The following is a 24037-nucleotide window of genomic DNA, read 5'->3' on the forward strand; positions in this document are numbered from 1 at the left end:
ATGAATAAAAACTACAAAATAGCAATCGTTATCTATAAGTTCTCGGAAGGGGGACTGGAGCGTATCGTTTCCAACAGTACTTTTGCTTTTCACCAGATGGGCTGTGAGGTTCATCTCTATGTGCTGAGTTCTCAGGTGGGATATCATTATGCGGGCAGGTTACATCAGTACCCCATAGATGCACTGAGTGGAGTGAGTAAGATGAAGGCTTATATGCGGTTTGCAAAATCCTTAAAGCAGGAGGATTTTGACTTTATTATAGACCACAGATGCAGGCTTAATCTTTTGATGGAGTTCTTCTGGTCAAAGTATATTTACAGAAATCAAAAGGTATTTCATTATATACATTCGGCAGATGTGGATAGCTTCCTTTTCAGGAGCGAGAGGCTGAATAGGTTTCTCTATAGCGGGAGTTTTATCTGTGTTTCTAAAGCATTGGCTCATTCGTTACAAAAGAAATTCCCGAGTTTAGATTTTCATACGATTTATAATCCCGTAGGTTTTAGTAAGGACTATTCGAATAACAGAGGTGAGTATATCATTACCCTCTCCCGAATGGCAGATGACAATCAAAAGCAAGTAGATGTATTGCTCAGTTGCTATGCAAAGAGTCTCCTACCATCTAAGGGTATACGGCTGATGATTATAGGTAATGGTAGCCAAATGCAAATGATGAAAGAGCTGGCAAATGAATTAGGAATACAGCATTTGGTGGATTTTAAAGGTTTTATCCCAGAGCCCTACCAGTATATTGCTGATGCAAAATATACCGTGCTTTCCAGCAAATATGAAGGATTGCCTACCGTGCTTATAGAATCATTAATGCTGGGAACTCCTGTCATTGCGTTTGATTGCCCCACGGGTCCAGCAGAGATTATCATTAATAAGGAAAATGGTTTGCTCATAGAAAACCAAAACGAAGATGAATTTATAAAAGGAATGAATCTTCTGGCAGAAGACCATAACTTATACGAGTATCTAAAAGCCCATACAAAGGAAAGTGCAAAGATATTTAGCGTAGAAAATTTTATTTCCGAATGGAAAGAATTATTTAAAAAACACAAAAGATGAGGTTGTTATACATCAGTACAGGGATTACCAACTCTGGTGGAGTCTCCCGAGTGCTTTCCTTAAAGGCAAATGCGTTTGCTGATGCTTTGGGCTATGAGGTGCATATCTTTTCTACGAATGATGATAGCCAAACAACCTTTTTTTCTTTTTCTGAAAAGGTAAAGATTCATTTTTCTAAGTATAAAAATATCGGTTTGCACAATATTTTTGGTTTCAGAAAGGAAGTTCGTGAGCTCAATAAAGCCTTAAACCCAGATGCGATTTTCATTACCGATAACGGGCTTAAAAGTTTCCTCATCTATGATTGTCTGTACCCCAAAGCAATCAAGATGTATGAAATCCATTCCTCTACCGATGCGTTTTTAAATCAGGCATATTATTCTGGTATTAAAAATAAAATCTATCAGTGGCTTATCAGGCATCAGATAAAGAAATTTGATAAGATTATTGTCCTCAAAGAGCAGTTTAAGCTCGGATTTGTTCCTGAGAGTAAGCAATTGGCAATCCCGAATCCTATTCCCTTTTTGGTAGATGCCCAGTCTTCTCTTCATCATAAAAAAGCAATAGCTGTAGGGCTCATCACCCCACGAAAAGGCTACGAAAGAATGCTACGCTCTTGGAAAAAAGTAGTACAGAAGCATCCCGATTATCAATTGGAAATCTATGGAGAAGCCACTGGAAACTATTCAATAATGCCTTTGATTTCTGAGTTGGGCTTAGAAAACCAGGTGAAAGTCTTTCCTCCTGTTCGAGATATTGAGCAGAGGTATTTAGAGGCGGATTTTCTCTTACATTCGGCATATTCTGAACCTTTTGGAATGGTCTTTATAGAGGCTATGGCACTTGGGCTTCCTGTTGTTTGCCACAAAACAGAGGCAGATGATATCGTTATCAATGGTAAAAACGGATGGGTAGCAGAAGATGAAGATGACTATACCCAAAAAATCCTCCAGCTGATAGAGCACCCCGAGTTCCTCCATTCCTTTTCAGAGAATGCGGTAGAGACTTCAAAACGATTTCAGCTGAAAGAAATAATGCACCGCTGGCAAGTCCTCCTATCACAAAGGAAAACTTAGCCAGCTTATTTCAATAAGAATGATAATTTATGTAAATTGCCTCGATTTTTTAGGTTAAATAAAGCCTCATCAAAAATATAATTATGAAATTTAGAATGATTAGCTTACCGAAGATAGAAGACCCAAGAGGTAATCTCTCGGTTATTGAGAAAGATATTCTCCCATTTGTGTTTAAGCGGGTATATTTCCTCTATGATGTACCCAGTGGAGCCGAGCGTGGAGGGCATGCCCACAAGGAGCAGCAGGAATTTCTCATTGCATTGAGTGGCAGTTTTGATGTGATTCTTAATGATGGTAAAGAGACCTCTACCATACACCTGAATACTCCGAATAAAGGGCTTCTCATCCCCAATGGCTACTGGCGAGAGCTAAAACATTTTTCCTCTGGAGCGGTATGCCTCGTTCTCTCTTCCGATGTTTATCAGGAAGAAGACTATATCCGAGACTATGATGAATTTATTGCAAGCCGTAGGTAGTTACTTTATAAAGGAAAGCTAATATTTTTAACAAAAAAAGAGCGCTTAATTGCGCTCTTTTTTGTTAGTTATCAGTTGTGGGTTTGTCTACAAAATTAATTTCTTGGTTGAGTTTGTCCAGCTTGCGCTGTACTTTATCAATTTGTTTTTGCAGATCAGCAATTTTAGCTTGGCTTTTTGCCAGTTTTTTATTGGCAGTCTCGGTTTTTTCGAGAAGCTGAGCTGTTTGCTTGGCATCTTTTGCGGTAGTAGCCGCATCGGAGGAAGAGAAGCTGGTAGTCTGTGCATTTGCCTGATAGTTGAGAGAAGATGCTTCTGCATTTAGCTCTTGTGAGCTGTTTTTCTCTTTTTCTAATTCAATCTGAAGGCTGTTGAGCTTCGTGTTGAGTGCTAAAATCTCTTTCTGTGTTTCTAATTTTTGAAGTTGTGGGTCTTGCGTACCTCCGCAAGAAACAGCCACAAGTGCAGCGATGAGCGCTGTGCTTAAGAATGTTTTTTTCATAGATTGTTACTTATACATTATACATTTGTTCTCTTAGTTCTTTTACTTTTTTGTCTTCGAGGTATTCATCGTAGGTCATTTCTCTATCGATAAGTCCTTTTGGAGTGATTTCTATTACTCGGTTACACACGGTTTGAAGCAATTCGTGGTCGTGTGAAGCGATGAGGATATTTCCTTTGAAATTCGTCAGTGAGTTGTTTAGCGCCGTGATACTTTCCAAGTCAAGGTGGTTAGTAGGCTCATCGAGGAGGAGTACATTGGCTCTTTGGAGCATCATTCGGCTAAACATACACCTCATTTTTTCTCCTCCCGAGAGTACGGTGGAGGATTTTAATGCCTCATCTCCCGAGAATAGCATCCTTCCGAGGAAGCCACGGATGAATTCTTCGTGCCTTTCCTCATCATTTTTGGTGTATTGTCTTAGCCAATCTACGAGGTTGAGGCTTTGGTCTTTGAAATAATCGGTATTATCGAGTGGCATATAGGACTGAGTGGTAGTAACTCCCCATTTGTACTCGCCTTTATCGGCAGGAAGCGTCCCTGAAATCACTTGAAAAAACTCCGTAATCGCCAGTGAATTTTTAGAAATAACGGCTACTTTATCTCCTTTTTTAAGGTTGAGATCTACAGCAGAGAAGAGCAGTTCTCCATCTTTTGTTTTTTCCAATCCTTTTATTTCAAGGATTTGATCGCCCGCTTCTCTTTCCATATCAAAGATAATGGCAGGGTAGCGTCTGGAAGTAGGTTTAATCTCCTCGATATTGAGCTTATCGAGCATTTTCTTTCTTGCTGTAGCTTGCTTTGCTTTTGCTACATTTGAGCTAAACCTTGCGATAAACTCTTGAAGCTCTTTTTTCTTTTCTTCGGCTTTTTTGTTTGCCTGAGCTCTCTGTTTCGTGGCAAGCTGAGATGCCTGATACCAGTAAGAATAGTTCCCTGTATAAAGGTTAAGCTTGGAGTAATCTAAATCTCCGATATGGGTACAAACAGCATCTAAGAAGTGACGGTCGTGAGACACTACAATCACCGTATTTTCATAATCCGCAAGGAAATCTTCCAACCACGCAATGGTATCAATATCTAAGTCGTTGGTAGGTTCGTCTAAAATCAGCACATCTGGATTACCGAAAAGCGCTTGAGCAAGGAGTACGCGGACTTTGTCTTTGTTCTCCAGTTCGCTCATCATCTGATAGTGCATATCTTCTTTTATACCTACATTGGATAGCATCGTTTGAGCATCGGTCTCGGCATTCCAACCGCCCATTTCATCGTATATCACACCGAGCTCGCCAGCTTTTATCCCGTCTTCATCGGAGAAATCAGGTTTTGCATACAGGGCGTCCATTTCCTCTTTAATTTCAAACATCTTTTTATTCCCTCTCAGTACGGTTTCTAATACCGTAAACTGATCATAAGCAAAGTGGTCTTGCTCCAAGACAGACATCCTCTTGCCTGTTTCTAATGAAACATTTCCCGTTGTAGGCTCTTGCTTCCCACTTAGTATTTTTAGGAAAGTAGATTTACCTGCACCATTTGCCCCGATAATTCCGTAGCAATTGCCTTTGGTAAATTTTATATTTACTTCATCAAAAAGGACTCTTTTTCCGAATTGTAAAGATAAGTTTGATACTGTTAACATAAGGTTTTGTAAATTTGCGGCAAAAGTACAAAAAGAAAATAAATATTTTGAGCTGATATACAAAGCTGAGTCTATGGAATATAGATAACCAAAAACATTGAAATGAAGATAGAAAAAAGTGTAACGATACTCAATAAACGAGCGAGATTTGAATACGAAATCCTCGAAGACTTGGAAGTAGGAATAGTCCTCACAGGAACAGAAATAAAATCATTAAGATCATCAAAGGCTTCCATTGCAGAGGCTTTCTGCCAGATTATAGATAGGGAGTTATACATTATTAATATGCTTATAGATGAATATAAACTCGGGACTTTCTATAATCATAAGATAAAAAGAGAGCGGAAGTTGCTATTACACCGCCGAGAGCTTTATAAATGGGAACGAAAATTAAAAGATACAGGAATAACCATCGTACCTCTTAAGCTATATATAAATAATAGAGGAAAGGCTAAGCTCGTCATTGCTTTGGCGAGAGGGAAAAAATTATATGACAAAAGGGAATCTATAAAAGATAGAGAAAATAAGAGAAATTTAGACAGGATCTTAAAGAAAGGTTAAAAAAAACACATAAAAACCTTGTACATAAGGAAATTTTATATTTATTTTGCACAATCAATTATTTAATCATTTATCTATGAAAAATCTAAAATTAGGAATTGCAGCATTAGCACTTACAGTTGCTTCTTCTGTATTCGCTCAGACTACTTCAAATCCGTGGTTGATCGGAGTAGGAGCACATGGGGTGAATCATGCTGCAGCTAAAGGCGGTGTAGGGAAATTATTTGATAACCTTACAGGAAAACACTTGTTTAATATCAATAATTACACAATTACTCCACCATTATCTAAATTAACTGTTGCGAGAAATTTAGGTAAAGGTTTTGTACTTGACTGGCAGACTTCTGTTGGTAATATTGATAACAAGAGATTTGAAACTGACAAAGAATTTTTCTTGATGACTGGTCTTGGTCTTCAAGTGAAAGTTGCTGGTCTTCTTTTCGGAAATGAAGATTCTTGGTTTGATCCTTATTTAAGAGTTGGAGCTAACTACCTAAGACATGATTACACAAATATGACATTCCCAGCAAGAGATGTTGTTAATGATGTAACTTATGCAGGTTTCCAATCTGCTCCTGCAACTCAAAGAAGAAAAGATTTCTTTGCTGTTAATGGAGGTTTAGGTTCTAACTTCTGGATTACTAAAAACTTTGGTCTTGGTATTCAAGGGGATTATGTATCTACAGTAATGGATAAGTCTGATGTGCCACACTTCTGGCAGGCTTCTGCTTCATTATTATTCAGATTTGGAAATACCGATAGAGATAAAGACGGTATCAAGGATAAAGATGACCTTTGTCCTGATGAACCAGGTCTTCCAGAATTCCAAGGTTGCCCAGATACTGATGGTGATGGCGTTCCAGATAAAGATGATAACTGCCCAGATGTAGCAGGACCAGTTGAAAACAACGGATGCCCTTGGCCAGATACTGATGGTGACGGTGTTCTTGATAAAGATGATGCTTGTCCAGATGTAGCAGGACCAGTTGAAAACAACGGATGCCCTTGGCCAGACACTGATGGTGATGGTATCTTAGATAAAGATGATGCTTGTCCTGAAGTACCAGGTGTTCCAGAATACAACGGTTGTCCTAAACCAACAGCAGTTGCTGTTACTGAGACATTGAAAGATATCTTATTTGATTTCAACAAAGCAACCATCCAAGCAGGATCTGCTTATAAACTGGATGAAGCAGCTCGTATCATCAAGAATGCTCCAGCTGAAAACTTTATCGTAATCGGTACTACTGATGCGAAAGGTAATCCAGCTTACAACTTGAAACTTTCAAGACAAAGAGCAGCAGCTGTTGTAAAAGCTCTTGAAGCGAGAGGTGTAAATCCAGAAAACCTTAAATCTATCGGTCTTGGTTCTCAAGAAGCTACTGTACCAGCTACAGCATCTGATGAAGAAAGACAAGCAGATAGAAAAGTAATCGTAAGAGCAATCTCTGGTGCAGAATGGGAAACTTATAAAAAATCAGATTTACCATCTACTCCAGTGAAGAAAAAAGCAGTTAAAAAAACTTCTAAAAAGAAGAAATAAGATTTAACTGATAAATTTAAAGTGGTATAGCATATAGCTGTACCACTTTTTTATGTATAAAAATTTCTTTATCTCTCCAGAGATATGGGAAATAAAAAACTCCCTGCGAAACCGCAGAGAGCTTTTGTATTAATAGAGAAAATTTATTTATTCGCTAATGCTTCTTTAATCTGAGCTTCTAATTCTTCAGAGAGCTCGGGGTTATCTTTAATAAGGTCTTTTACTGTATCTCTACCTTGCCCGAGTTTAGTATCTCCATAGCTAAACCATGCACCACTTTTCTTTACGATATTGAGCTCTACAGCATGGTCAAGTATTTCTCCTGCTTTAGAAACTCCCTCTCCATACATAATATCAAATTCTGCTTGCTTAAATGGAGGGGCAACTTTATTTTTCACAATTTTTACTTTCACTCGGCTTCCGATAGCTTCTTCACCTTGTTTGATAGGAGCTGCAGCTTTTCTAATATCAATCCTTACCGAAGCATAGAATTTAAGTGCATTACCACCTGTTGTTGTTTCAGGATTTCCAAACATTACCCCGATTTTTTCCCTTAGCTGGTTGATGAAAATTACGGTACATTTCGTCTTGGAAATGGTAGATGTCAGCTTTCTCAATGCCTGAGACATCAGCCTTGCGTGGAGTCCTACTTTGGAATCTCCCATTTCTCCTTCAATTTCGGATTTTGGGGTAAGGGCAGCCACTGAGTCTATTACCACAAGGTCAATAGCTCCAGAGCGGATGAGGTTATCGGCTATTTCCAGTGCCTGCTCGCCATTGTCTGGCTGGGAGATGATGAGCTCATCCAAGTCAATACCGAGCTTACCAGCATAGCTCCTGTCAAATGCGTGCTCGGCATCTATAAAAGCAGCCGTGCCTCCTTGTTTCTGGGCTTCGGCAATCGCGTGGAGTGTAAGAGTAGTCTTACCAGAAGATTCTGGACCAAAGATTTCAATAATCCTCCCCTTAGGATAGCCTCCGATGCCAAGGGCAATATCTAACCCCAGCGAACCCGAAGGTATCACTTCTATGGAGGAATCAATAGAGCTATCGCCCAATTTCATTACGGTACCTTTGCCGTAAGTTTTGTCTAATTTTTCGAGCACCAGAGCTAGTGCTTTCTTTTTATCATCTACCTTTTCAGGTTTTTCGGTAGTTTTTTTAGTTTCTGAAGCCATAAATCACAATTTTTGCCCAAAAATACATAAATAAATCGGAAAGTATTACTTTCAGTACCTTTCTGACTATAAAATGGGTGATGCTTTGAGATAAAAAAGGATTGATAATAAAACCTAGTTTTCTTTGGATTTAGGGTATAATCTTTATTTTGGTAAGACCAAAATCATTAGGTAAAATAAAAAAGGGTCAAAGACCCTTTAGGTTAGGGGATATTAAGGTATTTATGAGTTTGAATGGACAAGCGCCATTGAGGGTGGGAGAGGATAAAGTCGGTGATTTTAGGATAGATTTCATTTCTTTTGCTCCACTCGCTTTGCAGGTAGAGGAGGCAGTTTTCGGAAACTTTTTCGGCTTGCTCTAAGGCGAATTTAAAATCGTGGTTGTTGAAAATAATCATTTTCAATTCATCGGCTTTGGAATAGACTTCTGGGAGGGGCATTTTGGTCTTTTTAGGGGAGAGGGTAATCCAGTCTAAGTGGCCACTAAGGGGATGTGCTCCAGAGGTCTCTATGTGTATGGTGCAGCCGCTGTTTTTTAAGGCTGTGGTAAGTGGGCTGAGGTTCCACATTAGGGGCTCACCACCTGTGATGATAATGGTTTTGCAGTGCTTGGAAGCGGTTTTTGCGAGGCTGGTTACATCTAAAATGGGGTGTAGCTCGGCGTCCCAACTTTCTTTTACATCGCACCAGTGGCATCCTACATCGCAACCTGCCAGTCGGATGAAATATGCTGCTCTTCCTGCGTGGAAGCCCTCTCCCTGTATCGTGTAAAAATGCTCCATTATGGGGAGCATTTTACCTTGTTTCAATAATTCGCTTTGCTTGTCTTTTGTCATTAAAATCGTTTCTTTGGGATAGCTTTTTTGCTATCGTATCTCTTCTCGTTAGTCGTTATAAACCGAAGTTTTGTAGGCGAGAATGGTGTTTTTCATCAGCATTGCTCGGGTCATCGGTCCTACGCCGCCAGGTACGGGCGTTATCCAGCTGGCTTTGTCTTTACAGCTTTCAAAATCTACATCGCCTGCCAGTCGGTAGCCTTTGGGCAGGCTACTGTCATCCACTCTTGTAATCCCTACATCTATAATGATGGCACCGTCTTTTATCATATTGCCTTTAAGGAAATCTGGCGTTCCAAGTGCAGTGATAACGATATCTGCGTGCTTGGTATACTCCTCTATATTCTGGGTGTAAGAATGTACGAGGGTTACAGTGGAGTTGCCCGGGAAGTCTTTCCTGCCCATTAAGATACTCATTGGTTTTCCTACGATTCGGCTTCTGCCGATGATTACGCAGTGCTTTCCTTTTGTATCGATATTATATCTCTCAAGGAGGGTAAGGATTCCGAAAGGCGTAGCAGGTAGGAAAGTATCCATCTCCAAAGCCATTTTACCGAAATTCTCAGGGTGAAAGCCATCTACATCTTTTCTTGGGTCAATAGCGTTGATGATTTTCTCTTGATCGATTTGCTCTGGAAGGGGGAGTTGCACGATGAAGCCATCTACTGCTTTGGACTTATTGAGTTCATCTATTTTCTCTAATAGTTCTGCTTCGGAAACTGTGTTGGGGAACTTGATGAGAGATGAGGTGAAGCCTACCTCTTCGCAATCTTTTACTTTGGAATTTACATAAGCCTTGCTCGCTCCGTTGTTTCCAACCAAGATAGCTACAAGGTGTGGGGCTCTTCTTTTCCTCGCTAAAATTTTTTCTACCTCTTCTTTAATCTCGGATTTGATTTGTTTAGAAAGGGCTAAACCATCAAGAATCTGTGCCATTTTACTCTGTTTTAGATTTAAAATTTTGAGCCGCAAAGGTAATTAAATTTACCAAAACAAGGGGTTTTCTTTCTTTAGTTTTTTGTAGAGCTGGGCATTGCTCCTCTCTATTAAAATGGATACATTTGCGGGCATTAAAAGCAGAAATTATGATAAAAACAGAGCTTTGGAAGGTGATTTCCTCAATCGAAGATTTAGATAAGGCAGTGGAAGAATCTCACGAGAGAACGGTGGTGATTTTTAAACATTCCACTCGCTGCTCCATAAGTAAAGGTGTGCTTTCTAAATTTGAAGAGCAGATAGAAGAGAGCAATGCAGATGTAGCGTATTATTTTCTTAGTCTGCTACGGTATAGGGATATTTCTAATGAGATTGCCGAGCGTTTTGGTGTGGTGCATCAGAGTCCGCAGATTATCATTTTGAAAGACGGAAAAGCCGTGGCAGATGCCTCGCACAGAAAAATTGATATTTCATTGCTTTAGCTACCCACAGCGTGGTACCTTGCGGGTGATGCACAGCTTCCAGCTGACGGCATCTTGCAGGTGGTGCACTTATTTAATACCTTATATATAAGGTATAGAAATCTAAAAATTCGTTACAAACCAAATCAAGATATTCGCTTGCAAGCGAATTGCACACGCAATATGGGCAAGATTAAAAACATAAATTTTTATGATATTTCAGACTGTTTTGTTATTGATTTTGTAAAGAAGTGAGGAGATTATTAGATAGGATGAATTTTTTTTCTCGCTTTTTTTCTTCAAAGGGGGCAAAAAAAACATCTTTAAAACTATTTAAAGATGTTTTTGTTTTACGGAGCTGTCTTTCATTTAGATGAAATCGGCAGGGATTTCCATATTGTGATAGACATTCTGTACATCATCGTCTTCCTCAAATCTTTCGAGCATTTTCATATTGATGTTAAACAGCTCTTCGCTCACTTCTTTTGTATTGTTTGGGATTCTTTGCAGCTCGGCGCTTTTTGCTTCTATTCCCATTTCATCGAGTTTGTGAGACATTGCCCCGAAGTCTTCAAATGCAGTGGTAATCATTACTTCTTCATCATCACTGTCGATTTCCTCTGCACCTCCGTCTATCATTTCTATCTCAAAATCCTCCCAGTCTATGGTGATGAGGGATTTGTCTATCGTAAAGATTCCTTTTCTATCGAAGATGAAGGAGAGCTCACCGTTTTTCCCGAGGTTACCATCAAATTTATTGAATATCGCTCTTACATTGGCTACGGTTCTGGTAGGGTTGTTTGTGGTGCATTCTATAAAGAAAGCTACGCCTCCTTGCCCGTATCCTTCGTAGGTAATCTCATCGTAATGCTCGGCATCTGCACCAGAGGCTTTTTTTATGGCTCTTTCTACATTGTCCTTCGGCATATTTGCTCCTTTTGCATTTTGTATACATCTTCTGAGGGCAGGGTTAGATTCTGGGTCTGCTCCTCCTGCTTTTACTGCTATGGCGATATCTTTCCCGATTTTGGAGAAGGTTTTTGCCATTTTATCCCATCTTGCGAGTTTAGATGCTTTTCTGTATTCAAATGCTCGTCCCATTATTCGTTTGGTTTTATTTAAGTCTGTTTGTTATTTATTTATTTTTTTGATGTACTGCTCTATCGCCATCGTCATAGATGGAGTTTCTTTTGTAGGTGCCATTAGATCTACTCTTAGCCCTGCTTCTTCTGCTGCTTTTTGGGTGTTTGCCCCAAATACGGCAATTTGTGTATCTCCTTGCTCAAAATCTTTGAAATTTTCTAATAGAGATTTAATGTTTTGCGGGCTGAAAAATACCAGCATATCATAATCCTTGATGGGGATATGAGCTACATCAGAGCTTACGGTACGAAACATAATCGCCCGTTTCCATTCTATTTTTGCGGTTTCTAATATTTTGGGTATTTCTGGGCTTAGCACATCGGAGGATGGCAAGAGGTACTTATCATCTGGATATTTCTTGAAAAGTGGCATCATATCCTTAAAGGTCTTCTGCCCGAAGCTGATTTTCCTTTTCCTGTAAACGATGTGTTTTTGCAGGTAGTTGGCAATATTCTCAGCTTGGCAAATGTACCTCATACTGTCGGGTACTTGAAAGCGCATTTCCTCTGCTAATCTGAAATAATGATCTACGGCACTTTTACTTGTGAGTATTACTCCTGTGTATTGGGAAAGGTCGATTTTCTGTGTTCTCAAATCCTTAGAATCAGCTCCCTCTATGTGGATAAACGGTTGGAAGTCTATCGTTACCTTTTCTTTCTTTGCAATTTCCCAATACGGAGAAGATTCGTTTGGCGTTGGTTGTGAAACCAAAATTGAGCGTATTTTCATTCTTTAACTTAATTAAAAAAGACTAATCTCCATAGTACAAACATCGGTGCGATTTGGAGCGTGCAAATATACAATATTTTATAAAACCATTCTTTGGGCAGAGCCCCCCTCTCATTCAGACTATAGGTTAATAATTTGAAGAGATACAATACAAACATCCCTGTAATTAAATAGGGGAAGAGCATTTTTCTATCCAAATCAAAGTAATAATTAATGAATACCAGCAGGATTAAAACAATACTCCCAGAGAAGTATAATCGAGAGGCAGAAAATTGCATATTCATAAACCTCTTCTTCTGGTTGATACACTGGTAGAAAATAAACGAGAGTATTGCTTTTATCAGATAAAATAAGGGCACTACTATAAGGCAATAGCCTAATTTGTTAAGCGATATTCCTAATATATTCAGCTCATCTACAAATTTTGGAACTATGGGGATATACTGCGAGAACAAAACCGATGAAAGCAGGCAAAATACAGCGGAAGATATCACCCAGCTAAGAAAAACATTGGAAGAGCCCTCTGCCTTTTGAGTGATAAATTCTTTTATAGAACTCCCTCGGTTGAGAGAAATAAGTACAAAAACCAGTGCTAATATACTCAGGAAAAGGCTTGCAGTAACCCAATCATTATTTTCTACTAATCTTACCAACTTCAAAATTTTAGCAAAAATATTTATTTTTTTTAGAATAGAGATGCTACAAGCTAATCCTCATATACATATATTTGCAGACAGATAAGATGAAAAAAATAGTCATAATCCCCACTTACAACGAAAAAGAAAATATAAAAGCCATTGTGGAAGCGGTATTTGCTTTACAGGAGGGCTTTCATATTTTGGTGGTGGATGATTCCTCGCCAGATGGCACTGCACAGATTGTGCAAGAGCTCCAAAAATCCTATGCTGATGAGCTCCACCTCGAGCTAAGAAAGCAGAAAGATGGTCTTGGTAAGGCGTATATCCACGGGTTTAAATGGGCATTGGAACGCGGTTATGACTATATCTTTGAGATGGATGCTGATTTCTCCCACAATCCTGCTGATTTATCCAAACTCCTCGATGCCTGCCAAACAGCGGATATGTCCGTAGGTTCGCGGTATTCTCAAGGCGTGAATGTGGTCAATTGGCCTATGGGTAGGGTATTGCTTTCATATTTCGCTTCAAAATATGTCCGTTTTATTTTAGGAATCCCCATTTATGATACTACTGCGGGTTTTGTTTGCTTTAAAAGAGAAACCCTGATGAAGATAGACCTAGATCAGGTGAAATTAAAAGGCTATGGTTTTCAGGTGGAGATGAAGTACAGGGTCTTCAAAAAAGGATTAAAAATAAACGAGGTTCCTATTATTTTTACCAACAGGATTTTGGGCGAGAGTAAAATGAATGGCGGTATTATCGGTGAAGCGGTGCTGGGGATTCTGAATCTCAGGTGGAAATCTCTCCTTGGTAAGTTATAATCTTTGAATTCTTATTAAATAATGAAAAAAATACTGCTTTCTTTCGTTTTTTTTGCTACGCTATCCTGCTCAGAGGTGGTAGATAAACCCGAGAACCTCATAGATGAAGATACAATGGCAGAGCTTGTGGCAGAGCTGGCGATTAATGACCAACTCGCCATCCTCAATCAGCAGGGAGATATGGAAATAAGTTCCAAATATATATTAAATAAGTACAAGGTAAAGGGCAAAGATGTTATAGAGAGCCATTCGTACTACCTTACAAAGCCCGATAAAATGTCGAAGATTTATGACAAGGCGCAGGACATTATCCTCAATAAAGACCCGAAAATAAAGGCAAAGCTGGAAGCAAAAATTAAAAAAGATTCAGAAGGTAATACACCACCAGATGAAAATATCCCGTTTCAGGTGAAATAAAAAATAGAGCGGGGTTTTGCCATTAAAAAAAAAAATGTATTTTTGCACCCTCAATAACGAATAATAATTAATTAAAATTTTATAAACAATGTTTGCAATTGTAGAAATAGCAGGGCTTCAATACAAAGTTGAGCAAGACCAAAAGTTGTTTGTAAACCGTTTAAGCGGAGAAGCAGGAGATAAAATTTCTTTTGATAAAGTGCTTCTTACAGTAAATGGTACAACCACAGTAGGCGCCCCGGCTGTAAGCGGTGTTAGTGTACAAGCTGAAATCTTAGACCATTTGAAAGCTGACAAAGTAATCGTTTTCAAAAAGAAAAGAAGAAAAGGCTATAAAGTAAAAAATGGACACAGACAGTCCTTAACTCAAATTAAAATCACTGGTTTCTCAGGACTTTAATTCTAAGAAGTAATAATTGATTTATTAACATTTAACCCAAAAACCTTAAAATAAAATGGCACACAAGAAAGGAGTTGGTAGTTCCAAAAACGGTAGAGAGTCTCACTCCAAGAGATTAGGAGTTAAGATTTTCGGAGGACAAGAAGCTATCGCAGGAAACATCATCGTGAGACAAAGAGGTACTCAGCACCACCCTGGTAAAAATGTAGGTATCGGTAAAGATCACACTTTGTTCGCTCTTGTAGATGGTAAAGTGGTTTTCACTAAAAAAGCAAATAACAGATCTTTCGTATCTGTAGAACCTAACGCATAAGATTGGTTATACCATAATAATGAGGTCCTGCTTTTGGCAGGGCTTTTTTTATTTCTTTATTTGGTGGATAACGATTAAATTTGCCGAATGACTTATCAACCTGAAAAACAAAACATAAAACTTGTAGGAGCTTTGCTTACGGATATTGCCGTGCTACTCCTCTCAAATGGAGCTAATTCCACCCGAACCTCCCGTAATCTTCATCGTATCGCAGCCCATTTTGGCTATGGTGTGGAGCATTTCTTCTCCCATTCCGCCATCGTTATCACCCTGCACAATACCTCCGATGGAGATATCTTTACAAAAACCCGAAGCATTCCGCATTATGCAGTGAATTATTCCATCGTTTCTGAAATCAGCATCCTCAGCTGGAAGATTGCCGATGGTAAATTATCTTTTAGCGAGATAGAATCCGAGATGCGGAGGATACAAAACATAAAGTCATACCCCGAGTGGGTCAAGATTCTCTTCGTGTCTTTCGCTACGGCAGCCCTTTCCAAAATGTTTGATGCCACACCGCTCGAGTTTCTCGTTTGCTTTCTGGCAGCGGCTTTGGGCTTTCTTGGGCGGCTGCTCTTCATTAAAAAGAAATTCAATGTCTATATATGCTTCCTCGTAGGGGCGTTTGTTTCTACTTCGGTGGTGAATGTGTTCAGGATATTGGGGATGCAGGACTTCCACGCAGCGCTTACCGCTTGTGTACTTTGGCTCATCCCTGGTGTGCCGCTTATCAATGGCTTTTTAGACATCGTCAGTGGGCATATTATCAATGGTTGGGCAAAGGTCGCGATGGGTTTTATGCTCGTGTTTATGATTGCTGTAGGGTTTTATATTTCACTTTTTATGTTTGGATATGGATATACTGTATAGTTTTGAGGTCAAGATTTTCTGGTCAGTGTTCGTTGCACTCGGTTTTGCGATTTTGTTTAATACCCCTCGCCGAGCACTCTGGGCAGCGGGGCTTCTCGGTGCGATAGGCTTTGCTGTGAAATCATTTTTTATGAATTCGGTCATCCAAGACCATATCGTGATTTCCACCCTTGCGGGGGCTTCTACGGTGGGCGTTCTCGGGATATATTTCGCTCACAAGGTGCATACGCCGCCCATCGTCTTTACTGTGCCTGCCGTTATTAGTATGATTCCCGGAAAGTTTGGTTATGAGTTTATCATCGGTATGCTAAAAATCGTGATGGTGAGCAAAAATAATGAGGTGAGTTTTGATTACTTCCTCGAGGTTTTTAATAGCGGGATGAAAACGGGGCTCATCCTAATGGCGCTTGCTTTCGGCATTATTTTTCCGATTCTCTTCTTCAATACCCGCACGGCAAAGGGGAAGGATTTTGATAGGTTCATCGCTGAGAAAATCTTCTTCCGATTGGGCATTCGCAAGCGCAAAAAAGGAGAGGACTGATGCAGCACGCCTGCCGATAGCTCCGTATAAAAATTAAAAGACCGCAGTTTGTGCGGTCTTTTGTTTTGTGGAGGGGCTTATTTTTTTGATGACCTTTCTTCTCGGAGGATTTCATTTCCCACCACTCCGCTGAGATAAAATCTTTTCGGATTTGGTTTATTTTCTTTGATTATTATTGTAAATTTTGATGATAATTATCATCTTATTTATCGCGTATTTACTTGCTTTTTATCAATATTTTAGCTATATTTGTGCAACTAAAAAATAGCGCGATGGATATTAAAAATCTACTCTTCGCCTCCCTAATCCTAATGGGGGGGGATAGCTAATAGCTGTAGCCCAAAAATCACTTCAAATCTAATCAACAAACAATCCGAACTATCCTCAGAGGATAAAGTTGCATTCTTAGACACTAATCACAAGCTTCCCGATTCTACAATTTTAGTGGGAAATTTACGATTTCAAGATTCTGGTTTTACTACGAATTGTAGTTTCAATAGCCTTATGAATCAAGCCCGAAAAGAGGCAAGAAAAAACGGTGCAAACATCATAAAAATCACTCAGAAAAGATTGCCCGACATATGGAGCAGTTGTTACAGACTGAAAATAGAACTCCATCGATATGAGGGAGATCTCTCCCAGTTGAAACAATTCCAACTATCATTAGATTAAATTAAAATCCAATAAATTTTTAAGTACTATGAGAAAAGTAACCTTTACTCTTATGGTAGGGGCTTCGCTATTGCTAAGCTCTTGCGCAACTATCGTGTCTGGTTCAAGACAAACCGTGAAATTTGATTCAACGCCTTCCAACGCAATGGTTTATATCAACGAAATGGAAATAGGTAGAACACCCCTTGAACACAAACTAAGCAGAGACCAAGATTATGATGTAATGATTAAATTAGATGGGTATACACCATATAAAACGAGACTTACCAGAAAATTCAACGCTTGGTATATTGGTAATATTCTCTTCGGAGGACTGATTGGTTTAATCATTGACCCTATTACTGGCGCAATGTATAAACTCTCACCAGCAGAATTAAATGCAAGATTAGAAGGCGAAACAGCCTTTGTAAAAGGAAAGAATATTTATCTTGCGGTATCTCTTGACATTGACCCTAATTGGGAAAAAGTGGGACAACTAGAAAAAATAAAATAACCCAAAATAAACGCCCCCTCTCAAATTTGAGAGGGAGGTGCTTTTATATCTCCTGTGCTTTTTGCAAAGCTTTGTCTAATCCATCTAAGTTTTTACCTCCTGCTGTAGCGAAGCCAGGGTTTCCACCGCCGCCGCCTTGTATCTCTTTGGCAAGCTCTTTCACGATGTTTCCCGCGTGATATTTTCCTTCTAAATCTGCGGATACCCCTACGCTAATCATTGGTTTTTCGCCTGCATCTGATAAGATAACGATCACCGATTGAGGGATTTCCTTTTTCAGTTGGAAGACGATGTCCTTCACCGTACCTGCGTCTAAAGAGGTTCTTTTCGCGAGGAGTTTTTTGTCTCCTTTGTCCGCAAAATCATTTTTCCAATTGGCTGTTTCGCCCTTAGCTTTTTCCTTCTTAAATGCCTCCAACTCTGCTTTTAGTTGGGTATTTTCGTCCTGAAGTTTTTCTACGGATTTCACCAAATCTTTGGTTTTAAGAATTTGGCTGAGCTTCTCTACTTTGTCTTCTAATTCATAGAAATAAAGTTTCACTCTGTCCCTCGTAATCGCTTCTATACGGCGAATTCCTGCTGCTACGGCACCTTCGGAAACAATTTTGAAATGCCAAATATCCGAAGTGTTCTTCACATGCGTACCTCCGCAAAGCTCTTTACTCTCCCCAAACTGGATCATTCGAACTCTGTCGCCATATTTTTCTCCGAAAAGAGCCATTGCTCCTGCATCCAGAGCCTGTTGCATCGTGATGTTTCTATGCTCTTGAAGCGGGATTTTCTGATGTATGCGGTCATTTACTTTTTTCTCAATTTCGCAGAGCTCTTCATCCGTTAGCTTTTGGAAATGAGAGAAATCAAACCTGAGAGATTCCATATCTACTCGCGAACCTCTTTGCTCCACATGATTACCCAAAATCTCCCTTAGGGCTTGATGAAGCAGGTGCGTAGCAGTATGGTTTGCCTCAGCGAGGATTCTACCGTGCACTTCGGCTTTTAGAGGTTCATCGATATTCGTTGGGAGTGTCTCCACGATGTGGATGATGAGGTTGTTTTCCTTTTTGGTATCAATGATATAAGTGATGTTGCCATTCGCGGAAACCACAAAACCTTTATCGCCAACTTGCCCACCTCCCTCAGGATAAAATGGCGTAACATTAAATACCAAATGATACTGAGTGCCATCTTTTTGGCTCTCCACTTTTCTGTATTTGGTTACTCGGACTATGGCTTCTAAGGTATCGTATCCGATGAATTCCTCCTCGTCATCTTCGCGAAGCACCACCCAGTCGTCGGTCTTCATCTGTGCTGCAGCACGCGAACGCTCCTTTTGCTGTTGGAGCTTTTCCTCAAAACCTGCTTCGTCCAGCGTAAAGCCTTTTTCGGTAAGGATAAGCGCTGTGAGGTCGATCGGAAAGCCGTAAGTATCGTACAATTCAAATGCTCTACCGCCAGAGATCACCTTATCCGTAGCGCTATTCATCATAGAATCGAGCATTAAAAGCCCTTGCTCCAATGTTCTAAGGAATGAAATTTCCTCTTCTTTAATTACATTTTTAATAAAATCGTGTAGCTTAATAAGCTCAGGAAAGGCATCTCCCATTTGATGCGCCAGCGTGGTAACCAATTTATAAATGAAAGGCTCTTTCTGCCCAAGGAAAGTGAATGCGTAGCGAATAGCCCTTCTTAAAATTCGTCGGATAACATAGCCCGCACCGTTGTTGGAAGGTAATTGTCCATCGGCTATTGCAAACGAAACCGCACGGATATGATCTACTATCACTCTGATAGCGATGTCTTTTTCATCGTCCAGCTTCCCAGTATATTTCATTTCGGAGAGCTCCTCTACCTTTTCTATTAATGGAGTGAAGACATCCGTATCATAGTTGGAAGATTTCCCTTGAAGCGCCATACACAAGCGCTCGAAGCCCATCCCTGTATCTACATTTTGTTTTGGTAACTTTTCGAGGGAGCCATCAGCCTTTCGGTTGAACTCCATAAACACCAGGTTCCAAATTTCCACTACTTGCGGATGGTCGTTATTTACCAGTTCTTTCCCTGAAATTCTCGCTTTTTCCTCTGGGCTTCTAAGATCTACATGAATCTCAGAACACGGCCCACAAGGTCCCTGCTCGCCCATTTCCCAGAAATTGTCTTTTTTATTTCCGTTGAGGATTCTGTCCTCTGCAATATGCTCTTTCCAATAGTTGTAGGCATCCTGGTCTCTTTCCAAATTCTCAGAAGAATCACCCTCAAATATGGTTACATAAAGGTTTTCTTTTGGAATTTTATACACTTCGGTAAGTAGCTCCCACGCCCAAGCAATAGCCTCTTTCTTAAAATAATCCCCAAAAGACCAGTTGCCCAACATCTCAAACATCGTGTGGTGATAGGTGTCTCGCCCCACATCATCAAGGTCATTATGCTTTCCAGAAACCCTTAAACACTTTTGAGTATCTGCTACTCTGCGGTTTTTGGGTTCTTTATAGCCGAGGAAAAAATCCTTAAACTGCGTCATTCCCGAGTTGGAGAACATCAGTGTAGGGTCATCTTTTAAAACTATCGGTGCCGAAGGAACAACCTCGTGCCCCTTGCTTTTAAAAAAATCTAAAAATTTTTGTCTTATTTCTTGTGAAGTCATATACCTTATATTATAGCTTGCAAATTTAATGTAAATGAAATAAACCGAAAATATGGAACTTTATTTTTATAATATTTCCAGCATTTCCTTTATTATCTTTCTCCCCTAATTTTTTTCATATTCATTATCAATTATTTATATAATAGGGTTAATAAAATATTTGTTGATTAGTATTAAATATGTTTATTTTTGCGGTCCCATTGAGGGGGGAGCAGGAGTGATATTTGATATAAGGCAGGTTTTATATACTACATAGGTGGTATTTGGAGGGCGATTTTTAGGGCTTTGGAAAAAAGTTTTAAAAAAGTTTTGAAAAAATTTGCTAGTAAATAAAAAAGTATTATTTTTGCACTCGCAAATCTGGAACGGGATATAGTTTTTGGGATTTGTAAGGAATAGAGATCATTGATAGAAAACAGATACAACCAAGTAAGGAAAAACTAGAGCGTACATACGAAAGTATGAGAACTTTGAGTGAGTCCAGGTTAAAAAACTTTACAATGGAGAGTTTGATCCTGGCTCAGGATGAACGCTAGCGGGAGGCCTAACACATGCAAGCCGAGCGGGAGTTGTTTATTAGCTTGCTAATGAATAATGAGAGCGGCGTACGGGTGCGTAACACGTGTGCAACCTGCCTTTATCTGGGGGATAGCCTTCCGAAAGGGAGATTAATACCGCATAATATATTTCTGGGCATCTGGGGATATTGAAAGCTTTGGCGGATAGAGATGGGCACGCGCAAGATTAGCTAGTTGGTAAGGTAACGGCTTACCAAGGCGATGATCTTTAGGGGGCCTGAGAGGGTGATCCCCCACACTGGGACTGAGACACGGCCCAGACTCCTACGGGAGGCAGCAGTGAGGAATATTGGACAATGGGTGGAAGCCTGATCCAGCCATCCCGCGTGAAGGACGACGGTTCTATGGATTGTAAACTTCTTTTATATAGGGATAAACCTACTCTCGTGAGGGTAGCTGAAGGTACTATATGAATAAGCACCGGCTAACTCCGTGCCAGCAGCCGCGGTAATACGGAGGGTGCAAGCGTTATCCGGATTTATTGGGTTTAAAGGGTCCGTAGGCGGGCTAATAAGTCAGTGGTGAAATCCTGCAGCTTAACTGTAGCACTGCCATTGATACTGTTAGTCTTGAGTATATTTGAAGTAGCTGGAATAAGTAGTGTAGCGGTGAAATGCATAGATATTACTTAGAACACCAATTGCGAAGGCAGGTTGCTAAGATAAGACTGACGCTGATGGACGAAAGCGTGGGGAGCGAACAGGATTAGATACCCTGGTAGTCCACGCTGTAAACGATGCTGACTCGTTTTTGGTTTTTAGGGATCAGAGACTAAGCGAAAGTGATAAGTCAGCCACCTGGGGAGTACGACCGCAAGGTTGAAACTCAAAGGAATTGACGGGGGCCCGCACAAGCGGTGGATTATGTGGTTTAATTCGATGATACGCGAGGAACCTTACCAAGACTTAAATGGGAATTGCCAGCTGTAGAAATACGGTTTTCTTCGGACAATTTTCAAGGTGCTGCATGGTTGTCGTCAGCTCGTGCCGTGAGGTGTTAGGTTAAGTCCTGCAACGAGCGCAACCCCTGTCACTAGTTGCCATCATTAAGTTGGGGACTCTAGTGAGACTGCCTACGCAAGTAGAGAGGAAGGTGGGGATGACGTCAAATCATCACGGCCCTTACGTCTTGGGCCACACACGTAATACAATGGCCGGTACAGAGGGCAGCTACACAGTGATGTGATGCGAATCTCGAAAGCCGGTCTCAGTTCGGATTGGAGTCTGCAACTCGACTCTATGAAGCTGGAATCGCTAGTAATCGCGCATCAGCCATGGCGCGGTGAATACGTTCCCGGGCCTTGTACACACCGCCCGTCAAGCCATGGAAGTTCGGGGTACCTGAAGTCGGTGACCGTCAAAGGAGCTGCCTAGGGTAAAACGAGTAACTAGGGCTAAGTCGTAACAAGGTAGCCGTACCGGAAGGTGCGGCTGGAACATCTCATTTTAGAGACTTAAACGTCAAAAAGAAACAAGAAAGAGACTTGCTTAAAAGTTGAGCGCTTTAGTTTTTACTTTGGTTGATATTGAAAAATAGAATAAAAAACCCCTAAGGATTAGTATGAGGGATTTGAGATTTTAGATTAGGAATTTTAGCTTAGTTTAAAGTTTAAGATTTAAAATTAGGATGAAGTCTCGTAGCTCAGCTGGTTAGAGCGCTACACTGATAATGTAGAGGTCGGCAGTTCGAGCCTGCCCGAGACTACTAAGGATTTAGCGGGGAATTAGCTCAGCTGGCTAGAGCGCCTGCCTTGCACGCAGGAGGTCAAGGGTTCGACTCCCTTATTCTCCACAGGAGCTCAGGGATTAAGAATTTTAATTTTTGGGTTATAAGCTAGAAGTTTTAGGAAAAACAGGGACTAAGTATGAGCATACTGCCTGTTGCTTAGAATGGAAGGCGAGAATACAGATCATTGACATTTACGGTAAAGACATCACAAAGAGAAAACCGAGCACTTATAAGTGCTTGAGTAACCTTAAAAGAGGAAAGAAATCGTTAAGGGCGTATGGCGGATGCCTAGGCTTTCAGAGGCGAAGAAGGACGTGGTAAGCTGCGAAAAGCTACGGGGATTGGCACACACGAAATGATCCGTAGATATCCGAATGGGGCAACCCAATAAGTTGAAGACTTATTACACCGTAAGGTGAGCGAACCCGGAGAACTGAAACATCTAAGTACCCGGAGGAAAAGAAATCGAAGAGATTCCGTAAGTAGTGGCGAGCGAAAGCGGATTAGCCCAAAAGCATATATATGTTTAATAGAATATTCTGGAAAGGATAGCCATAGAGGGTGAAAGCCCCGTATATGAAAGGCATATATAAGTGAATAAAAGAGTAGGGCGGGACACGTGAAATCCTGTTTGAATAAGGGGGGACCATCCTCCAAGGCTAAATACTCCTGAAAGACCGATAGTGAACAAGTACTGTGAAGGAAAGGTGAAAAGCACTTCGAATAGAAGGGTGAAAGAGAACCTGAAACCGTACGCCTACAAGCGGTCGGAGCAGCATAAGCTGTGACGGCGTGCCTTTTGCATAATGAGCCTACGAGTTAATTTTACTAGCGAGGTTAAGGTATTAAGTACCGGAGCCGAAGCGAAAGCGAGTCTGAATAGGGCGAATAGTTAGTGGGATTAGACGCGAAACCTTGTGATCTACCCATGGGCAGGTTGAAGCTTTGGTAACACAAAGTGGAGGACCGAACCGGTTGACGTTGAAAAGTCTTCGGATGACCTGTGGGTAGGGGTGAAAGGCCAATCAAACTGGGAGATAGCTCGTACTCTCCGAAATGCATTTAGGTGCAGCGTCGATGATAGTTTATTAGAGGTAGAGCTACTGATTGGATGCGGGGGTTTCACCGCCTACCAATTCCTGACAAACTCCGAATGCTAATAAATGTTGGTCGGCAGTGAGGGCATGGGTGCTAAGGTCCATGTCCGAGAGGGAAAGAACCCGGACCACCAGCTAAGGTCCCCAAATATATGCTAAGTTGAAGCAACGCGGTTGAACTGCATAGACAGCTAGGATGTTGGCTTGGAAGCAGCCATTCATTTAAAGAGTGCGTAACAGCTCACTAGTCGAGCGGTTCGGCATGGATAATAATCGGGCATAAGCATATTACCGAAGCTGTGGGATGATTTAAATCATCGGTAGGAGAGCATTCTATCGGCGCAGAAGCATTACTGTGAGGTAATGTGGAGCTTATAGAAAAGAAAATGTAGGCATAAGTAACGATAAAGCGGGCGAGAAACCCGCTCACCGAAAGACTAAGGTTTCCTCAGCCATGCTAATCAGCTGAGGGTTAGTCGGGGCCTAACGCGAACCCGAGAGGGGTAGTGGATGGACATAGGGTTAATATTCCCTAACTTGCTCACGGTAAAAGTGACGGTTCAGCCAGGATACTGAAGACTGACGGAATAGTTAAGACCTAGCCTACGGGCGAAGTTGTTGTATAGTAACTGGATCCAAGAAAAGCGAGTGAAGCAACCCGTACCAAAACCGACACA

22 protein-coding genes, 2 tRNA genes and 2 rRNA genes (1 of these 26 cut by a window edge) are annotated in these 24037 nt (G+C 40.7%); 17 read left to right on the plus strand and 9 right to left on the minus strand.

The window, feature by feature from the left end; genetic code table 11:
• From DBX24_RS05055 to DBX24_RS05065, 3 genes are all read left to right on the plus strand, one after another.
• The gene (locus tag DBX24_RS05055) at nucleotides 1–1071 is read left to right on the plus strand and encodes a glycosyltransferase (protein WP_160224152.1); all 1071 of its coding nucleotides are present in this window, start codon (nucleotides 1–3) and stop codon (nucleotides 1069–1071) included.
• The gene (locus DBX24_RS05060) at nucleotides 1068–2147 is read left to right on the plus strand and encodes a glycosyltransferase (protein ID WP_160224153.1); all 1080 of its coding nucleotides are present in this window, start codon (nucleotides 1068–1070) and stop codon (nucleotides 2145–2147) included. The genes DBX24_RS05055 and DBX24_RS05060 overlap by 4 nt, the downstream gene beginning before the upstream one ends.
• An 83-nt stretch (nucleotides 2148–2230) precedes the next feature.
• Entirely contained in the window at nucleotides 2231–2623 is a 393-nt protein-coding gene (locus tag DBX24_RS05065) for a sugar 3,4-ketoisomerase (protein WP_120489767.1), read from the plus strand.
• Nucleotides 2624–2687: 64 nt separating this feature from the next.
• Here DBX24_RS05065 and DBX24_RS05070 read toward each other — a convergent pair whose 3' ends face one another.
• Nucleotides 2688–3125, minus strand: a complete 438-nt coding sequence (locus tag DBX24_RS05070; RefSeq protein WP_120489766.1) for a hypothetical protein — start codon at nucleotides 3123–3125, stop codon at nucleotides 2688–2690.
• A gap of 10 nt (nucleotides 3126–3135) precedes the next feature.
• Nucleotides 3136–4764, minus strand: coding sequence for an ABC-F family ATP-binding cassette domain-containing protein (locus tag DBX24_RS05075; protein ID WP_160224154.1), 1629 nt, complete (start codon nucleotides 4762–4764; stop codon nucleotides 3136–3138).
• Nucleotides 4765–4866: 102 nt separating this feature from the next.
• On the opposite strand from DBX24_RS05075, the gene smpB reads away from it, so the two are divergent.
• Complete coding sequence (gene smpB, locus DBX24_RS05080) at nucleotides 4867–5325, plus strand: SsrA-binding protein SmpB (RefSeq protein ID WP_120489764.1); 459 nt, start codon at nucleotides 4867–4869, stop codon at nucleotides 5323–5325.
• A gap of 76 nt (nucleotides 5326–5401) precedes the next feature.
• Nucleotides 5402–6868, plus strand: coding sequence for an OmpA family protein (locus DBX24_RS05085; RefSeq protein ID WP_120489763.1), 1467 nt, complete (start codon nucleotides 5402–5404; stop codon nucleotides 6866–6868).
• Nucleotides 6869–7011: 143 nt separating this feature from the next.
• Here DBX24_RS05085 and recA read toward each other — a convergent pair whose 3' ends face one another.
• From recA to DBX24_RS05100, 3 genes are all read right to left on the minus strand, one after another.
• A complete protein-coding gene (recA, locus tag DBX24_RS05090; RefSeq protein WP_160224155.1) occupies nucleotides 7012–8046 on the minus strand; it encodes a recombinase RecA in 1035 nt (344 codons plus the stop codon).
• 203 nt (nucleotides 8047–8249) lie between these two features.
• A complete protein-coding gene (locus tag DBX24_RS05095; RefSeq protein ID WP_160224156.1) occupies nucleotides 8250–8882 on the minus strand; it encodes a 7-carboxy-7-deazaguanine synthase QueE in 633 nt (210 codons plus the stop codon).
• Nucleotides 8883–8930: 48 nt separating this feature from the next.
• On the minus strand, nucleotides 8931–9818 hold the full coding sequence (locus DBX24_RS05100) for a bifunctional 5,10-methylenetetrahydrofolate dehydrogenase/5,10-methenyltetrahydrofolate cyclohydrolase (protein ID WP_120489760.1): 888 nt from the start codon (nucleotides 9816–9818) through the stop codon (nucleotides 8931–8933).
• 149 nt (nucleotides 9819–9967) lie between these two features.
• Between DBX24_RS05100 and ytxJ the strand changes: the two genes are divergently transcribed.
• Nucleotides 9968–10300 (plus strand): bacillithiol system redox-active protein YtxJ, encoded by a 333-nt coding sequence (gene ytxJ / locus DBX24_RS05105; RefSeq protein WP_160224157.1) that lies wholly within the window; start codon nucleotides 9968–9970, stop codon nucleotides 10298–10300.
• Between the two features lie 348 nt (nucleotides 10301–10648).
• Here the strand turns inward: ytxJ and DBX24_RS05110 are convergent, their stop codons facing one another.
• The 3 genes from DBX24_RS05110 to DBX24_RS05120 are packed head-to-tail and all read right to left on the minus strand — an operon-like array spanning nucleotide 10649 to nucleotide 12804.
• A complete protein-coding gene (locus tag DBX24_RS05110) occupies nucleotides 10649–11380 on the minus strand; it encodes a YebC/PmpR family DNA-binding transcriptional regulator (RefSeq protein ID WP_160224159.1) in 732 nt (243 codons plus the stop codon).
• A 30-nt stretch (nucleotides 11381–11410) separates the two neighbouring features.
• On the minus strand, nucleotides 11411–12151 hold the full coding sequence (locus DBX24_RS05115; protein WP_160224160.1) for a uroporphyrinogen-III synthase: 741 nt from the start codon (nucleotides 12149–12151) through the stop codon (nucleotides 11411–11413).
• 8 nt (nucleotides 12152–12159) lie between these two features.
• Nucleotides 12160–12804, minus strand: coding sequence for a DUF4271 domain-containing protein (locus tag DBX24_RS05120; RefSeq protein WP_160224162.1), 645 nt, complete (start codon nucleotides 12802–12804; stop codon nucleotides 12160–12162).
• Between the two features lie 89 nt (nucleotides 12805–12893).
• Between DBX24_RS05120 and DBX24_RS05125 the strand changes: the two genes are divergently transcribed.
• The 7 genes from DBX24_RS05125 (at nucleotide 12894) to DBX24_RS05155 (ending at nucleotide 17316) form a co-directional block, all read left to right on the plus strand.
• The gene (locus tag DBX24_RS05125) at nucleotides 12894–13610 is read left to right on the plus strand and encodes a polyprenol monophosphomannose synthase (protein WP_120489755.1); all 717 of its coding nucleotides are present in this window, start codon (nucleotides 12894–12896) and stop codon (nucleotides 13608–13610) included.
• 21 nt (nucleotides 13611–13631) lie between these two features.
• Nucleotides 13632–14027, plus strand: coding sequence for a DUF4296 domain-containing protein (locus DBX24_RS05130; protein WP_120489754.1), 396 nt, complete (start codon nucleotides 13632–13634; stop codon nucleotides 14025–14027).
• Nucleotides 14028–14115: 88 nt separating this feature from the next.
• Nucleotides 14116–14427: a 50S ribosomal protein L21 gene (rplU, locus tag DBX24_RS05135; RefSeq protein WP_120489753.1), complete on the plus strand. Its 312-nt coding sequence runs from the start codon at nucleotides 14116–14118 to the stop codon at nucleotides 14425–14427.
• A gap of 55 nt (nucleotides 14428–14482) precedes the next feature.
• Nucleotides 14483–14740, plus strand: coding sequence for a 50S ribosomal protein L27 (gene rpmA, locus DBX24_RS05140; protein WP_120489752.1), 258 nt, complete (start codon nucleotides 14483–14485; stop codon nucleotides 14738–14740).
• Between the two features lie 87 nt (nucleotides 14741–14827).
• Nucleotides 14828–15610 carry a threonine/serine exporter family protein gene (locus DBX24_RS05145; protein WP_160224163.1) on the plus strand — a complete coding sequence of 261 codons (783 nt, stop codon included), beginning with the start codon at nucleotides 14828–14830 and terminating at the stop codon, nucleotides 15608–15610.
• A complete protein-coding gene (locus DBX24_RS05150; protein WP_120489750.1) occupies nucleotides 15594–16151 on the plus strand; it encodes a threonine/serine exporter family protein in 558 nt (185 codons plus the stop codon). Before DBX24_RS05145 ends, DBX24_RS05150 begins: the two co-directional genes overlap by 17 nt.
• A 700-nt stretch (nucleotides 16152–16851) precedes the next feature.
• Nucleotides 16852–17316 (plus strand): PEGA domain-containing protein, encoded by a 465-nt coding sequence (locus tag DBX24_RS05155; RefSeq protein ID WP_120489749.1) that lies wholly within the window; start codon nucleotides 16852–16854, stop codon nucleotides 17314–17316.
• 43 nt (nucleotides 17317–17359) lie between these two features.
• Here DBX24_RS05155 and alaS read toward each other — a convergent pair whose 3' ends face one another.
• Nucleotides 17360–19957 (minus strand): alanine--tRNA ligase, encoded by a 2598-nt coding sequence (gene alaS / locus DBX24_RS05160; RefSeq protein ID WP_160224165.1) that lies wholly within the window; start codon nucleotides 19955–19957, stop codon nucleotides 17360–17362.
• A gap of 497 nt (nucleotides 19958–20454) precedes the next feature.
• On the opposite strand from alaS, the gene DBX24_RS05165 reads away from it, so the two are divergent.
• From DBX24_RS05165 to DBX24_RS05180, 4 genes are all read left to right on the plus strand, one after another.
• Nucleotides 20455–21981 (plus strand): 16S ribosomal RNA (locus DBX24_RS05165).
• Nucleotides 21982–22165: 184 nt separating this feature from the next.
• A tRNA-Ile gene (locus tag DBX24_RS05170) sits at nucleotides 22166–22239 on the plus strand.
• A 13-nt stretch (nucleotides 22240–22252) separates the two neighbouring features.
• Nucleotides 22253–22326: transfer RNA gene (locus tag DBX24_RS05175), tRNA-Ala, on the plus strand.
• 194 nt (nucleotides 22327–22520) lie between these two features.
• Nucleotides 22521–24037, plus strand: a 23S ribosomal RNA gene (locus tag DBX24_RS05180); it runs 1230 nt beyond the window's last position.
• Together the 16S and 23S rRNA genes with 2 tRNA genes alongside form the textbook arrangement of a ribosomal RNA operon.

The organism is Bergeyella cardium, from assembly GCF_009914665.1.
GTDB classification, from domain to species: Bacteria; Bacteroidota; Bacteroidia; order Flavobacteriales; family Weeksellaceae; genus Bergeyella_A; species Bergeyella_A cardium.

Excerpts from the sequence above, each read along its gene's own strand:
- DBX24_RS05055 (WP_160224152.1), top strand. The coding sequence starts at position 1 with ATGAATAAAAACTACAAAATAGCAATCGTTATCTATAAGTTCTCGGAA.
- DBX24_RS05060 (WP_160224153.1), top strand. The coding sequence starts at position 1,068 with ATGAGGTTGTTATACATCAGTACAGGGATTACCAACTCTGGTGGAGTC.
- DBX24_RS05065 (WP_120489767.1), top strand. The coding sequence starts at position 2,231 with ATGAAATTTAGAATGATTAGCTTACCGAAGATAGAAGACCCAAGAGGT.
- DBX24_RS05070 (WP_120489766.1), bottom strand. The coding sequence starts at position 3,125 with ATGAAAAAAACATTCTTAAGCACAGCGCTCATCGCTGCACTTGTGGCT.
- DBX24_RS05075 (WP_160224154.1), bottom strand. The coding sequence starts at position 4,764 with ATGTTAACAGTATCAAACTTATCTTTACAATTCGGAAAAAGAGTCCTT.
- smpB (WP_120489764.1), top strand. The coding sequence starts at position 4,867 with ATGAAGATAGAAAAAAGTGTAACGATACTCAATAAACGAGCGAGATTT.
- DBX24_RS05085 (WP_120489763.1), top strand. The coding sequence starts at position 5,402 with ATGAAAAATCTAAAATTAGGAATTGCAGCATTAGCACTTACAGTTGCT.
- recA (WP_160224155.1), bottom strand. The coding sequence starts at position 8,046 with ATGGCTTCAGAAACTAAAAAAACTACCGAAAAACCTGAAAAGGTAGAT.
- DBX24_RS05095 (WP_160224156.1), bottom strand. The coding sequence starts at position 8,882 with ATGACAAAAGACAAGCAAAGCGAATTATTGAAACAAGGTAAAATGCTC.
- DBX24_RS05100 (WP_120489760.1), bottom strand. The coding sequence starts at position 9,818 with ATGGCACAGATTCTTGATGGTTTAGCCCTTTCTAAACAAATCAAATCC.
- ytxJ (WP_160224157.1), top strand. The coding sequence starts at position 9,968 with ATGATAAAAACAGAGCTTTGGAAGGTGATTTCCTCAATCGAAGATTTA.
- DBX24_RS05110 (WP_160224159.1), bottom strand. The coding sequence starts at position 11,380 with ATGGGACGAGCATTTGAATACAGAAAAGCATCTAAACTCGCAAGATGG.
- DBX24_RS05115 (WP_160224160.1), bottom strand. The coding sequence starts at position 12,151 with ATGAAAATACGCTCAATTTTGGTTTCACAACCAACGCCAAACGAATCT.
- DBX24_RS05125 (WP_120489755.1), top strand. The coding sequence starts at position 12,894 with ATGAAAAAAATAGTCATAATCCCCACTTACAACGAAAAAGAAAATATA.
- DBX24_RS05130 (WP_120489754.1), top strand. The coding sequence starts at position 13,632 with ATGAAAAAAATACTGCTTTCTTTCGTTTTTTTTGCTACGCTATCCTGC.
- rplU (WP_120489753.1), top strand. The coding sequence starts at position 14,116 with ATGTTTGCAATTGTAGAAATAGCAGGGCTTCAATACAAAGTTGAGCAA.
- rpmA (WP_120489752.1), top strand. The coding sequence starts at position 14,483 with ATGGCACACAAGAAAGGAGTTGGTAGTTCCAAAAACGGTAGAGAGTCT.
- DBX24_RS05145 (WP_160224163.1), top strand. The coding sequence starts at position 14,828 with ATGACTTATCAACCTGAAAAACAAAACATAAAACTTGTAGGAGCTTTG.
- DBX24_RS05150 (WP_120489750.1), top strand. The coding sequence starts at position 15,594 with ATGGATATACTGTATAGTTTTGAGGTCAAGATTTTCTGGTCAGTGTTC.
- DBX24_RS05155 (WP_120489749.1), top strand. The coding sequence starts at position 16,852 with ATGAGAAAAGTAACCTTTACTCTTATGGTAGGGGCTTCGCTATTGCTA.
- alaS (WP_160224165.1), bottom strand. The coding sequence starts at position 19,957 with ATGACTTCACAAGAAATAAGACAAAAATTTTTAGATTTTTTTAAAAGC.